The following is a 13,546-nucleotide window of genomic DNA, read 5'->3' as shown; positions in this document are numbered from 1 at the left end:
TGTTAAGGTTGGCCACAGAAGAGATGTCTACCGATGAGTGGACCTTCTAACATCAAGATACAGAAGACGGGAGCGGAGGGCTATGGCAACGTCAAAGCTGCTGCCCGCTTCTGATCTTGAGCGTTAGCCCTTCTCGTCGGCATCCAGGAGAGGCCTGACCGAACCTGCCGGCATATTTGCTACCCATGCCATGAGCAAAGAACACAGATGAGGATGCGCTACACCTCTTCCTATGTCATCAACCAGCATTCTGGATCACCATTGGCAGCGAATTGAGTAGGGTGAGGCCGGCTCCGTTCCCCAGCCATGACGGTTGCACCGGAGATGGCCGCAAATAACCCTGGTCCTGAGGGGCTGGGATGCCAAGCCCTGCGGCCCTGGCTTCAGTGGCTCGACGACCGCATCCGCCTTGCCCTCGCCGCCGGGGGGAGTGCCCATGGGCCCCAGTTCGCGGCCGATCCCTACCGGGGCTTGGTGATCACCCCAGCGGAGGTCGAATGGCTGCTGCTCCAGGAACCGGGCCAGCCGCTCTTCGGCGATCTCGGGCCAGCGGGTCACCCCGAAGGCCTTGCTCTGCCGGTGTCCTTTCTCCGTCTTGTTCGAGTGGCGAAGCTGAGCCAGGGGGACATCGCGATCCTCCTGTTGGCGATCGCACCGGAAATCGACCTTCGCTATGAGCGGCTCTATGCCTACCTGCAGGACGATGTCAATCGGAAACGACCCACCGTCGACCTGGCCCTCAACCTGCTCAGCAATGATGCGGACGGCAAACTGGCGCTGCGGTCCCGCTTCCTCCAGCCGGCTCCCCTGATTCGCTACGGCCTGCTTCACCTCGATTCCGAGGGCGGATCCCATCCCGCCCCCCTGCTTTCACGGTCCCTGAGGCCCGCCCCCCAGGTGGTGACCGCCCTTCTTGGCGGCGAGGGGCTGGATGAAGCCCTGCATCATGCCTGCGAGGTCGTGAATCCAGCCGGGGTCCCAGGCACCAGCGACGAGGCGCTCACGCAGCGGTTGATCCGCACGATCCACCCTTCAGCGGAGGGAATCAGCAGGGTGCTCCATCTGCAGGGGGCCGACCCCCTGGCCCGCGCGGCCGCCGCCGAGCGCCTTGCCGAAGCACTGGGGCGGCCGCTGCTGCGGGTGCGAGTGCCGCGGCTGCTGCATCCGGAGGCAGACTTCGGCGCGCGGCTGGGCGCCGTCCTGCGGGAGGCATGGTTGCGGGAGGCCGTGGTCTCCTTCGAGGATGTCGACACCTTGCGTGAGGAGGGAGGGACACCAGCGCTGCGGGTGTTGCTGGCTCACCTGGCCGAGGCCAGGACGGTCGTGCTGCTGGGAGGAGCCGCACCGTGGGATGTGCCGGGCGACGCCGCAGCTACTGACCCGGTGGTTTCGGTGAGCCTGCCTCCCCTCACCAGCGCCGAACGGCATGCGCTCTGGCGCCATGAACTGCAGGGCCATGGGTTGGATCCGGCTCTCGCGGAACGCCTTGCGGATCGCCTCCAGCTGGAGTCCGGCCAGATCCTTGGAGCCGTGCGGTTGGTGGCAGGGCAGAGCGAATCCCCAGGGGAGGCAGAACTCCTCGCCGCCGCCCGGCAGCAGATGCGCCGCGGCGTCTGTCATCTGGTGCAGCCCATCAGCCCGGTGCGCAGCTGGGAGGATCTGGTACTGCCGGAGGACGGCGTGGCCCAGCTCCGCGCCATCTGCACGCGGCACGCGCAGCGGGAGCAGGTACTGCAGCGCTGGGGCTTCGGGCGCAAGCTGGCCTACGGCACGGGCACCCACGTGCTGTTCACCGGCCCCTCGGGCACCGGCAAGACGATGGCGGCGGAGATCATGGCGGGAGAGCTGGGTCTGGATCTACTGCGCATCGACCTGGCCCGGGTGGTGAGCAAATACATCGGCGAAACGGAAAAGAATCTCGAAACGGTGTTTGCCGAGGGCGCCAGGGGCATTCTCTTCTTTGATGAGGCTGATGCGCTTTTCGGCAAACGCTCGGAGGTGAAGGATGCCCACGACCGCTACGCCAATCTGGAGGTGAGCTATCTGCTTCAGAAGATGGAACAGCACGAAGGAGTCTCGATCCTGGCCAGCAACCTGCGCCACCATCTGGATGAGGCCTTCCTGCGGCGGCTCACGTTCATCGTTCCGTTCCCCTTCCCGGATGCAGCACACCGACGCAGGATCTGGGAGGGGGTCTGGCCCAAGGAGGTGCCCCTGGCTCCGGATGTGAATCTCGAGGATCTGGCCGAGAGCTACAAGCTCAGCGGCGGCGGCATCCGCAACGTGGCTCTGGCAGCCGCCTACCTCGCCGCCGAGGAGGGCGTGCCGATCGCACGGGCCCATCTGTTGCGGGCGATGCAGCGCGAGGTGGAGAAGGAAGGCAAGATGTGGCAAGGGCCTAATGGAGAAAGCCCATGAGTGAAGGCGGAGCCAGAGCCAGCGCTCAACAGGATCACGCAGCGAGCGCGGCGGCCCGACGGCGAGGGCAACGGGCGAAAACGAGACTGCTGCGCAGACCCGCGGTCGGCCGCGTCTACGGCAGCGCTTGCACATCATACCAATCGATCAAGAGTTTGTGGGTTCAAGGGAAGCATTGCTTTCCACAAACTGTGGTGTGTAGTTGGTGCTGCGCATGAGTAATAGTCGCCCACCTGTGCGTATGCCGCGAGCGGCCTCGTTCGCCAAACCGGCCAGTCAATCACCCAGTCTGGCTCAGCCGGCAGCGCCGCAGCAAAGCACAGTCCTGCCATCGGGCAACCAGGACCGATTACGAATGCTGCGCAATCGGGCCTTCGACGTGGGCCCCGAAGCGGCTGCCCACATTGCGGCCGATATTGATCGCGTCGCCGACATGCTGCGCAAGCAGTGGGTGCGCGACGCCGACGAAGCTGCGATCGTCGCCATCGTGCGCCACTGGTCGAAAGCCGATGAGCGCCTTGGACCTGGGGCCGGTACGCCACACCTTGACCGCCTGCTACTCGCAGCTCGCACGCGAGCCTATGCCCGGGCAACTGGCCGATCGGGCTTTATGGAGCAGTGGGCCAATTTGTATGAAGACCTGTTCCGTGAGCTGGAAGGCGAGCGTCTTGCCGAATTTCAGGCGCTGGCAGAACGCAGCGCCATGTACATCGGCCCGCCCGGTTCGGCCGAGGCGCCCGAGAACTTCTGGCGCACCATGGGCCGCAAGGAAGCTGTGGCCGTGTGGGGCATCCTCAAGGGCATGGGCACCTCGCTTGCAGGCACGGTGGATGCCGGCGCCTCGGGCGTTACAAAGCTGATGCGCAAGGCTGGTCTCGACGTAGCCGACCCGGTGGCTGCTGCCGCCTGGCTGGCAGAGCAGTACGACTTTGTCGGCAATGAGCTCATCGGCCGCGAGGAATGGAGTGAAGGCGAAGAGTTGTTCTGGGGCATGAACGCCGCCGAGGTCTCCACTCATGGCGGCGAAGCAATCTGGTTGTTGGTGTCGATGGGTCGGGGCGACGCATCCCGAGTGGGCTCACAGTGGACACAGGCCGCCAAATGGGCGCAAGTCGTTGAAAAGGGGATTGGCGTCTCGGGCAATCTGATGGCGGTGGAGCAATCAGCCAACGAGATCGTGGCGTTGCTTGAGGCGCAGCAGCGCACACACGGCCAGCTCGTCGCAGCCTCGCTGCTACAGGACCCGGCCTTTCACAAGGCGCTGCTCCGCCTAGTGGCCAATGCTTTCGGTGCCACCGCCGGCGACAGTGACAAGGCGGGCCGCATCGGCGCCTTGCTGGAAGGCGCGCAGATCACGCCCATCGTGGGGCAGCTGATCGAGATCGGCACCGCTGACCTGCCAACGGACGAGAAGAAGCGCCGTGCCGGCCCGGTGCTGATGGACCTGATGAAGCAGGTGATCGCCGCCGCCGGCGCTGTCAAAGCCGCCAAGCCGCATAGCGATGGAGGCAATCTGCCCCCCGAGGCCGAAGGGGTCCCCAAGCCTCCGCATCAGCCTCCCGCCGAAGAGCGCGCTGTTTTGCCGAAACCCAAGCCCGAGCCAGAGCCCTTTCAAGCTGTCGCCAAATTTGCAAACGCCCCGGTTGCGGAAACCGCCACTCCGGCTAAGCCCGTCAAATCGGACGAGACGCCCGAAGTCAGGCTGGAACGTCGCATGCGTGAGATGGAGCAGGTCGAGCTCACGCCCGAGCAGCAGAGGTGGTTGCCATGGGCCCCAAGCAGGCCGCCGCGTATAACCCCAGTTCCGGCCGAAGTTCCGTCGGCCGCGGTGATCGACGCGATGCAGGGGCAAGGCGTCACCCGGCCTGAGAAGCGTGTCGGCATCGAGGCTGCGCTGCCGGTGGCACAGCCGCCGGAGATCCGGGCGATGGCTGGCGGCATGCGCGAATCCCCGCCATCCAGCGGCGAACGCGTGGTGATCATCGAAGCGCCAGCTTCGCAGCCCACGCCAGCCTCGACGGCCGACCAACCCTTGAGCGCCGCGGAGCTCGAATCCATGCGCCCCGCGTACACGCGCATGGGGCCCGAAGATCCTGCCCCGGTTTCGGAAGTCACATCGCCCTGGGACAACCGCCCGGACATCGTTGCGCTCGATGTGCCGACTGCCACGAGCGCCACCGCTGTGGTTAAGCGACCTCTGGGCAAGGCGGCGCTGCCAGAACCATCAGTGCCTGCGGCCACGGCCGAACAGCAGCCTCGGCTCGAACTGGCGACACCACGGCCCGAGGCCACAAAGGCCATTTCCGTCAATCCCGCCCCTGCCGACAGCCCCCGGGTCAACGTGATGGAGGCCGCGGCGGCCGTTAGCTCGGGCGTGACAACGCAGCCCATCCCGCGCGCGAGGACCGAAGGCCCCGATGCTCCCAGCCCGCAGAAGCGCTACAGGAACGAGCAAGGCCAGGCGCGCTGGGAGCGGCGCGTATCCGATTTTCTGGAAGTCGACTTGTCGCAGCAGGTTCAGCCTTTGGCCAATGACGCTACGGGCGTGGTGCGCCCCGACGCCGAGCCGATACGCGCTTTGCGTGCCGACGAAGCGCCCGTGGCTGCCAAGGGCAAAGCACCGCCAGAGGAGACTTGGGTCGCAACCACGCCGCAGAACTTCGAGCCGCCACGGGTGCTGCCCAAGCCAGGTGAGATAGCTGCAGCTGATGCTGCCGAGTACAGGCAGAAGGCTAGGGCTCTGCACGTTGAGCCCGGCACCCTGGGCATGGGGTGGGATCACAAGCGCTTCCCCAATGCACCCAAGGGGGCCTGGAAGCCGGGTGACCCGATCGACATGCCCACATCCAAGGGTTACCCGACCTGGGAGACCATCCGCAAGAGGGCATGGCGCACCTTGGCCCATCAAGAAACCGAGGCACGCGAGCTGGGCACCGCGGCACGCGACGACAGTGGGCTGTTCGACATTAATCCGGTTCGCTCGGCCAGCCCAGAAGAACTGAAGCGCATGGTGGAACATGGCCATGCTCGAAAGGACGCGGAGGCCGAGGACGCCAACACCTCATCGTTCGAACTCGAGCACCAGTTCATACCGCAGCGAGTGGGCGCACTGCTCGAAGGCGCCGGTCTGCCGCCCAGCCTGGCGCGGCAGTTGTCCGATCTGGGCAATCCGCAGAACCTGCTGCCGCTGCTGCCCGCGCTGCATGCCGCCTGGGACAACGAGGCCCACTCGTTCGGCTACCGCAACAAGGACTTGGAAGCCTCAATGGATGTACGCAGCGATCGCCCGCTTATCTCAGTCAGAGATGACCAGGCACTCGCGATGATTGCCGCGCTGAAAGCACATGGCGTGAAGCTCGACGCCAGCACTGAGGTGGGCCGCACCTTCATGGCTGAGAACGCCGCACGGAAAAACCCCTGGCCTCTGCCTTGATCCCTATGTTCCACCCGCTCCACGCCACTCTGAACGATCTGCTGCCCGAGCCCAGCTTGGCTATATGCCTTACAGAGATGGATAGCTCAATCGAACAATGTACTAATCGAGCGAATTAAGTCTGATCCAGATCCATCCGGCCGCTCGCTACATCCTGTGTTGCCCCATGCTCCAAGCCCTCTCCACAACACTGAAAGCCATCCTCGACGCCGCGAGCGCTCCCGCCCCGGTGAGCGATGCCGATGTCTCCTTCGATCGGCCCTCCGACACCTTCAACCCGCAGAACACGACGGTCAATCTGTTTCTCTACGACATCCGCGAAAACACCGAGCTGCGCTGCAATGAGCCGGTCGTCGAGCGGCTGAATGGTCTGGTGACGCTGCGCCAGCCGCCGCTGCGGGTGGCCTGCTCCTACCTGGTCACCGTGTGGATCGCGTCAGGGGAAGTCGGCGAAGCGTCGATCCTCAAACAACACCAACTGCTGGCCGAGGTCTTGCGGGTCTTTGCTGGTCAGCCCACGATCCCGCCGGCCCTGCTCAGCGGCACCCCCCTCGCCAGCCAGCCCTATCCGATCACCCTGGTGACCCTCCAGAGCGAACTGATGCGCAATCCGGCCGAGTTCTGGTCCGCCCTCGGCGGCAAGCTCCGGCCCTCCTTCACGCTCACCGCCACCATCGCCATTGATGCCCTCACCACACCGGTGAGCGCCAAGCCGGTGAGCAGCACCACCTTCACCATCGAAGACGCCACAAGCGGCGCCAACGTGACCTTGCACCAGATCGGTGGCACGGTGCGATCCGCAGGCAATCGCACCCCCGTGCCAGAGGTTGTGGTTTCCATCGAGGCCCTGGGCCTGCGCACCCTCACCGATGCCGAAGGACGCTTCTTCTTCGGAGGAATGGACGCAGGCACCGCGACGGTCAAGTTTGCCAAGGCCGGCTACACTACTGTCACACGTTCCATGCCGGTGCCTGGCGTCGCCCCAACGGCATTTGATGTGGACCTTTCTCTCGCCCCCTGAGACAGAGGAGTACCCCCGATGCCCACCTACAAATCACCCGGCGTCTATGTCGAAGATGTGCCGCCGTCCGTACGCCCAATCGCCGGAGTTGGCACCAGCACAGCGGGATTCATTGGTGTCGTACCCAACGACATCGTGATGCCAGACAAACCGGCGCCCAAGGCCGATGGAACCTTTGACAGATACACCGTGTTTATGGCTGGTAAACCGTTACTGGTCACCAGCTGGAACGAGTTCACCATCAACTTCGGCGAAATCAAGGGAGCGAATGCGATCCTGGCCCATGCCGTCTTTGGCTTCTTCTCGAACGGCGGCACCCGCTGCTGGGTGATTCGAGTAGCCGCGCAGGCAGATCTTGAGAGTCTCACCGATGAGCTGAACGCCTTCGCCGCCATCGATGAAATCGCCATCGTGGCCGTTCCGGGAGCCACCTCTGCAGCACAACACGATGCCCTGTTGACCCACTGCAAGACCCTTGGCGATCGTGTTGCTGTACTCGATGGCGTTCAGACCCCCAAAGCGAACGCCAACGACACTGCCCTGAGCTTCACGCCAGCGGCCATCAGCCCCAGCGCGCGCAGCGCGGCTGGCAGTTTTGGTGCCATCTATTTCCCCTGGATCGAAGTCCAATGGACCGAAGTCGAAAATCAAGTCACAACTACCAGACGGCGATTCGTGCCACCGAGTGGCCACATCGCCGGCATCTATGCCCGCAGCGATGCCACCCGTGGCGTTTTCAAAACCCCCGCCAATGAGGTGGTGCTCGGCGCCCTTTCACTCGAGCATCGCATCGGTCGTAGCATCCAGGATGGTCTGAACCCGGATGGGATCAACGTGATCCGCGAATTCAATGGGGCCATCAAGGTGTGGGGAGGCCGAACGCGCGCTGATAGCAATAGCAATGAGTTTCAGTACGTCGGTGTACGCCGCTACATGAACTATCTGCGGGAATCGATCGATGAAGGCACCCAGTGGGTGGTGTTCGAGCCCAACACCCCATCCCTCTGGAAACGCATTGAGCGCACCATCACCGGCTTTCTCACCAATGAATGGCGCAGCGGCGCCCTGTTCGGCGAGTCAGCGCAACGGGCCTTTTTCGTGCGCTGCAATGCCGATACCAATCCCCCCGACGTGCGCGACCTGGGGCGTGTGGTCACGGAAATCGGCGTGGCCACCGTCAAGCCTGCCGAATTCGTGATCTTCCGCATCGAGCAAATCGCTGGCGGCTGAACCCCGCCCCCTACTCCCCCCATCCCCCCATCCGCCCATTCGCCCCATGGACCGCAAAGACCCCTACCGGAATTTCCGTTTCCTGCTCGAAATCGACGGCATCACCCAGGCTGGCTTCTCCGACTGCACAGGTTTCGGCTCCAATCTGGAGGTGATCGAATACCGTGAGGGCGGTGATGCCCCCACCGTGCGCAAGCTGCCTGGCAAGGCCACCTACCCCGACATCACTCTCAAATGGGGCATCACCGATTCCCGCGAGCTCTACGACTGGCACAGGGCCGCGCTGGACGGAAGAATCATCCGTAAAGACGGCTCGGTGATCCTGCTGGATGATGTGGGTGAGGAGAAAGTACGCTGGAATTTCTTCACTGCATGGCCCAGTAAATACGATGCTCCAGACCTCACCGCAAAGGGTAATGATGTGGCGATCGAGACACTCACCATCAGTTGCGAACGGACGGTGAGGGCGTGAGTGACTTTGCTACGCAGTTTGAATTCCTGTTGCCCCGTGGCTATGTTGACGCCGAAGGAAATCTTCACCGTGAAGGCACCATGCGCCTGGCCACGGCCGCCGATGAAATCCTGCCGCAGAAGGATCCACGGGTGCAGAGCAACCCCGCCTATCTGGTGGTGATCCTGCTCTCCAGGGTGGTCACCCGATTGGGTTCCCTGGAGGCCATCAACCCCAAGGTCATCGAAAATCTGTTCGCGGCTGATCTGGGTTATCTGCAGGATTTCTACAATCGCATCAACAGCAGTGAATCGCGCCAGATCACCATCACCTGCCCCCACTGCCAACAGGCCTTCAGCATGGAGCCTGAACGCGCGGGGGAGTTCTAGGCTACCCCCTCGAGCGTTTGTATGAGGAGGTGGCCTATATCGCTTACCACTTTCATTGGCCCAACGACCAGGTGATGAACATGGAACATCGTGAACGGCGCCGCTGGGCAACGGAGATCTCCAGGATCAACGAAACGCTGAACAACACCCGCCCCTGAGCCGGTCCTCCGCTCCGACCCGCGATGCCAGCTGGATTCCCCGCCACCGCCCATACGCCGCCAGCCCTGGCAGCCCGCAGCTCCTGGCGACCCGCTCGCCTCCCCCTGCAACTCGGCACGCAGCGCCGGCGACCCTCGACACCAGGCCATCGCTGGCACCCTCTTTCTCTTGCCTGGTGGCGGCCAGCTCCGCCGCTCCACTCCTCCGCCACCACGATCCACCACTGGAGCGGCTTTTCCTTTGCACTCAGGCTTCGCCCCAAGGCCCTGATCCTCCGCCCCCTGGCCCTCGCTGGCGTCAACCCTTCCCTCGCGCCCGCAGCCGCAGCCGCAGCCGGCGATGGAGGCGGAAGCTTCTCCGCCTTTGCCGGAACCCCATCGGCAGCACCACTTCCCCTGCTACCGGCCGTCAGGACGACGCCTCGATCCCTCACAACGGCCTGGCGACCCCTCTCTCCAGCCTTTCGCCAGGGTGATGCCCTGATGGCGCCACGCCCGGAGCGCGTCGCCCCCATCCCGCCATCGGAGCCATCCAGCCCAGTGGTCGCGGAGCGACAGTCCTTCCCATGGACCCTTCCCGCTCAAGGCAGCCCCCCCAGATCCACTGCCCAGCCATCCCTGGTGGATGTGCTCTACGAACAGTCCATCCGCCAGGCCACGCCTTTACCCGGGCTGGATCTGCATTGGCTGCCCGCGGCTCCATCCCCGCCGCCGCCCACGCCACCTGCTTCGACCCAGGCGCCTGCTGCATCCCAACGCAACCCATCGAATGGCGACGGCTCGCCCATCGCCCCCGCCCCACTCCACCTCAGCCGGGAGGACATCTCCCTGGTGGCGGAGAAGGTGGCGATCCAACTGGAGCGGCAGGCCCGGCATGAGCGCGAGCGCAGGGGCAACGTCTGATGGCACTCACCAAGGCCGTGATCGTGAGGATCGATGCCCCGGGCACGCCGCCGATTCCGGTGATGTTCAACCCGCCCCGCTATGAGCTGAGCAGCTCCAACCGGTTTGCCGAGATCAAGATTCCGGGCCTTCCCGCTGCCTTGTTGCAGTTCGTGGGTGGAGAGGCCAGAAGCCTCAGCCTGGAGTTGTTTTTCGACACCACCGACACCGGTGCCGACGTGCGGCTCCGCACCGGCTTGATCACCGCCATGGCGGAACCTCAGCCCCCCACCATGGCGCCCCCGAGACTGCTGATGTTATGGGGTTCGCTCGCCTTTCCCGGCTACCTGGTTAGCGTGAAGCAAACCTTCGATCACTTCAGCGCCTTTGGTTTGCCCCTGCGCGCCACCCTGGCGGTGGAGTTCAAGGGCTATGAACCCATGCCCTTTCTCACCACCGCTGCGCTCTCCGCTGCCCTCACCACAGCGGAGCTGGCGACTCGCTACGTGGTGAAAGCCGGAGACACACTCCAGAGCATCGCCGCCGCCCTCTATGGCGATCCCAACCGGTGGAGGGAGATTGCGACCGCCAATGGCCTCGATGATCCCCGTGCCTTGCCCACAGGCCGCCAGCTGGAGATCAGGAGGCGCCCATGATCTCCCCCTTCGAAGCGCCGGGGCTGGCGGGGCAACCCGTGCTGGTGCCCCAGTTCGCGATCACGGTGGAGGGCATCCCGCTCCCGCCCTCCCTGGCGTCTGCCTGCAGCTCGATCAGCGTCAACCAGAGCGCCAATGAGCCGGCCAGCTTTCAGCTCGGCCTGCACGATCCCCAGTTTCTTCTTATCGACCTGGCCAATGGTCTGTTCAGCGAGGGGCGTCGCATCGGCATCGCCCTGGGCTATGCCGGAGCCCTGCTGCCGATGATCGAAGGGGAGATCACCGCCATCGAGGTGAGCCTCGATGAGAGCGGGGGCCTCAGCCTGAGCGTGGAGGGGTTTGACGATCTCCACCGCGCCTCCCGAACGAAGGAATCACGCACCTTCAAAGAGGGCCTCTCCGACAGCGCCATCGTGCGGGAGGTGGTGGCGACCACCGGCCTCCTGCCAGCCGTGGTGGCCGATGAAACGCCATCCCGCACCGCGGCCGAAGCCCAGAGCGAGGAAACCACCTTGTCGTTTCTCCAGCGGCTGGCCACCCGCAACGGTTTCCAGCTCTGGAGCGAAAACCGCACCCTGTTTTTCATGCGGCGCCGGCCCGGCCCCGCCCTGCGCTTTCGCCGGGGCCGCAACCTGGTGTCGTTCTCGGCCCGGCTCAGCACCGCTGGGCAAGCCGCCGCCGTGGAGGTCCGCTCCTGGAATGCCGCCCGCCAGGAACTCATCAGCGCCACGGCCGCTGCCAATCTGTCCCCCGCCTATCTCTCGGCCCTATCGAGCACAGGCCTGGCACAGGTCATCGGAGCGGTTGGGCGAGTCGGCTCCAGTTCCAACACCCGCGTGATCCACGCCCAGGCCGAGGTGAACTCCATCAGTGAGGCCCAGGCCCAAGCCGAGCAGGAAATGAACGACATCCGCCGCCAGCTGATCACCACAAACGGAAGCGTTGTGGGGGATCCGCTCGTGAAGGTGGGCAGCGTGGTGATGCTGGAGGGTATGGGGCGCTTCAGCCCTGGCCCCTACGTGGTGCAGTCCGCCAGTCACCGCCTGGCCGCATCCGGCTATCTCACGTCTTTTTCCATGAGGCCCGATCTGTGAACAGGGATTCTGGAGGGGTGTACCTGGCCACGGTGTCCAGCAGCAAGCTCGACGAGCAGGGGCGAATCGGCATCAAGATTCCGTCGAAGGGCAGCAGCTATCAGGCCTATTTCGCTGCCCCCATGGCCGGCGATGGCCGGGGCCTGGTGTTTCTCCCCGACCCGGGGGATCAGGTGGTGGTGGCGTTCATCAATGGCCAGGGCAACATGCCGGTGGTGCTTGGCACCCTGTGGAGCACCAAAGCCCGGCCGCCCACCGCCAACACCGAAGGAACCAACGATCTGAAGCTCATCCAAACTCGCAGCGGCCACCAGGTGCGCCTCTCCGACAAACCTGGCAAGGAAAGCATCGAGATCATCGACAGCTCAGGCTCCTGCAAGGTGAGCTTCGATACCACAACGCAAACCATTACGGTCACCGCGAGGCAGGGAGTGACGATCAAGGGAGATCTCACCGTTGAGGGCATAACCAGCCTGAGGCAAAGGACCACCATCGGCTCGGATCTAGGACCGAAAACCATTATTGAAGGCAACCAGATCACGGGGCAATGATATGACCGATCTCATTCTCAAGGGCACACTCAATCTCGCCGGCACTCTGAATCTTGTCGCCAGCAATGGCGGGAAGGTGAAGATTGACGCCCGGGAGGTGCTCGTGGAGGGTGCCACCGGAACGGGTGTGCCGGTGATCCTGCCGCCGCCTCCCGCTGCTCCCATCGATACTGGGACAGATGTGAACATCAACCAGTCGTTCAACCAGTCCGTGACGGTGGGCCCAGTGAAGAAACCCGTGGTGGCTCTGGGCATCTGCCTGCAGGGCCAAACACCCACCTGGCCCGGCATGGTGCTGCCCAGCGTCAACAACTCCACGGTGTTCATCAACGGAGTTCGTGTCAATGTGGAGGATGACACCGGCGTCACCCTGCCGAATGGCGGCACGATCACTTTCGGTCAGAAAAGTGGTCCCGGCAAGAGTAGTGGGCAGAGCTAAGGAGTCGTACCCATGGATGCATTGAAGATCAGTATCGTCTCCCCTGACCATGATGCGGTGCTCATCGCGCCCGTAAACGTGATCTTCAAGGGGAGGGAGGATCACCGACCTCCCTCACTCGCGGCAGTTCCCCTCTATTTCCGCTGGTACTCCAGCCTCAATCGGAGCGCGAACAAGGGCAGATATTCCCTGAATGAAACGGCCCTCCCTTTTGCAAGCAGCGATTATGAGGAGAGTGATCTGCCCCTGGGCAGCCAGGTGATCGGCTTTGCGGCCACGGATCAACGGGGGGAGAGCGAAGCGGAGATCCGCGCGATCCGCCATGGCGCGTACGCCGGTGGCGATCAGACACAGCAATCGCCCTGCGTGATACATGTCCTGCGCGCCACCATTGTGAATCCGCCGCTCGCAGATCCGCCGCCCGCTGTGCCCCGGCAGGCGCTGAAGCTTCAGGCCGAGGCACCGGACTTCTGGGACAACCCCACCTACCAGGCCGTGAACCAGCTTCGTTACAGCTGGATCCTCTCCCCCGCACCGCCTCCCGCCGGGTGGACGCCTCGGTGGATGCCACCTCCCCAGGGATTGCCGGCGAACCGGCCGCGCCTCACCTTCGAGCACGATCCCTCTGCGCGGGATCCTTCCTGGCAATTCACCGCGCCGTCGCAGGCGGAGCGGCGGGGTCTGCTGGCATTCACACCAGCGTTGTCTCCGCAGGGGCCGTTACCACCGGAGGCGATCGGCCCCTACGAGTGCACCCTGGAGGTTGCGGTGAAGGCACGCACAACCACTGCCAAGCGCACCATCGACCTGCTGCCCTGACAGCC

General features: G+C 64.1%; 13 protein-coding genes. All 13 read left to right on the top strand.

Features of this window, described 5'->3' with window-relative positions; all coding sequences use genetic code 11:
- Positions 1–306 precede the first annotated feature (306 nt).
- The 13 genes from KBY95_RS15530 to KBY95_RS15475 all read left to right on the top strand — a co-directional run bounded on the left by KBY95_RS15530 (position 307) and on the right by KBY95_RS15475 (position 13,541).
- Positions 307–2,418: an ATP-binding protein gene (locus KBY95_RS15530; RefSeq protein ID WP_254966195.1), complete on the top strand. Its 2,112-nt coding sequence runs from the start codon at positions 307–309 to the stop codon at positions 2,416–2,418.
- Between the two features lie 355 nt (positions 2,419–2,773).
- Positions 2,774–5,851 carry a hypothetical protein gene (locus KBY95_RS15525; RefSeq protein WP_254966194.1) on the top strand — a complete coding sequence of 1,026 codons (3,078 nt, stop codon included), beginning with the start codon at positions 2,774–2,776 and terminating at the stop codon, positions 5,849–5,851.
- Between the two features lie 166 nt (positions 5,852–6,017).
- On the top strand, positions 6,018–6,872 hold the full coding sequence (locus tag KBY95_RS15520) for a Pvc16 family protein (RefSeq protein ID WP_254966193.1): 855 nt from the start codon (positions 6,018–6,020) through the stop codon (positions 6,870–6,872).
- A gap of 18 nt (positions 6,873–6,890) precedes the next feature.
- The gene (locus KBY95_RS15515; protein ID WP_254966192.1) at positions 6,891–8,102 is read left to right on the top strand and encodes a phage tail sheath C-terminal domain-containing protein; all 1,212 of its coding nucleotides are present in this window, start codon (positions 6,891–6,893) and stop codon (positions 8,100–8,102) included.
- Between the two features lie 46 nt (positions 8,103–8,148).
- Positions 8,149–8,574: a phage tail protein gene (locus tag KBY95_RS15510; protein ID WP_254966191.1), complete on the top strand. Its 426-nt coding sequence runs from the start codon at positions 8,149–8,151 to the stop codon at positions 8,572–8,574.
- Positions 8,575–8,654: 80 nt separating this feature from the next.
- Positions 8,655–8,942, top strand: a complete 288-nt coding sequence (locus KBY95_RS15505) for a phage tail assembly protein (protein WP_254966190.1) — start codon at positions 8,655–8,657, stop codon at positions 8,940–8,942.
- 17 nt (positions 8,943–8,959) lie between these two features.
- Positions 8,960–9,100 (top strand): DUF6760 family protein, encoded by a 141-nt coding sequence (locus KBY95_RS16560; RefSeq protein ID WP_396095037.1) that lies wholly within the window; start codon positions 8,960–8,962, stop codon positions 9,098–9,100.
- 621 nt (positions 9,101–9,721) lie between these two features.
- On the top strand, positions 9,722–10,003 hold the full coding sequence (locus KBY95_RS15500) for a hypothetical protein (RefSeq protein ID WP_254966189.1): 282 nt from the start codon (positions 9,722–9,724) through the stop codon (positions 10,001–10,003).
- Entirely contained in the window at positions 10,003–10,638 is a 636-nt protein-coding gene (locus KBY95_RS15495) for a LysM peptidoglycan-binding domain-containing protein (RefSeq protein ID WP_254966188.1), read from the top strand. The genes KBY95_RS15500 and KBY95_RS15495 overlap by 1 nt, the downstream gene beginning before the upstream one ends.
- Positions 10,635–11,732 (top strand): phage late control D family protein, encoded by a 1,098-nt coding sequence (locus KBY95_RS15490; protein ID WP_254966187.1) that lies wholly within the window; start codon positions 10,635–10,637, stop codon positions 11,730–11,732. Before KBY95_RS15495 ends, KBY95_RS15490 begins: the two co-directional genes overlap by 4 nt.
- A 17-nt stretch (positions 11,733–11,749) precedes the next feature.
- Positions 11,750–12,283 (top strand): phage baseplate assembly protein V, encoded by a 534-nt coding sequence (locus tag KBY95_RS15485; RefSeq protein WP_254966186.1) that lies wholly within the window; start codon positions 11,750–11,752, stop codon positions 12,281–12,283.
- Positions 12,255–12,722 carry a hypothetical protein gene (locus KBY95_RS15480; protein ID WP_254966185.1) on the top strand — a complete coding sequence of 156 codons (468 nt, stop codon included), beginning with the start codon at positions 12,255–12,257 and terminating at the stop codon, positions 12,720–12,722. The genes KBY95_RS15485 and KBY95_RS15480 overlap by 29 nt, the downstream gene beginning before the upstream one ends.
- Positions 12,723–12,734: 12 nt before the next feature.
- The gene (locus KBY95_RS15475; RefSeq protein WP_254966184.1) at positions 12,735–13,541 is read left to right on the top strand and encodes a hypothetical protein; all 807 of its coding nucleotides are present in this window, start codon (positions 12,735–12,737) and stop codon (positions 13,539–13,541) included.
- Positions 13,542–13,546 lie beyond the last annotated feature (5 nt).

The organism is Cyanobium sp. Aljojuca 7A6, from assembly GCF_024346455.1.
Lineage (GTDB): Bacteria > Cyanobacteriota > Cyanobacteriia > PCC-6307 > Cyanobiaceae > Cyanobium.
This window is presented reverse-complemented; position numbering and strand designations above follow the sequence as displayed.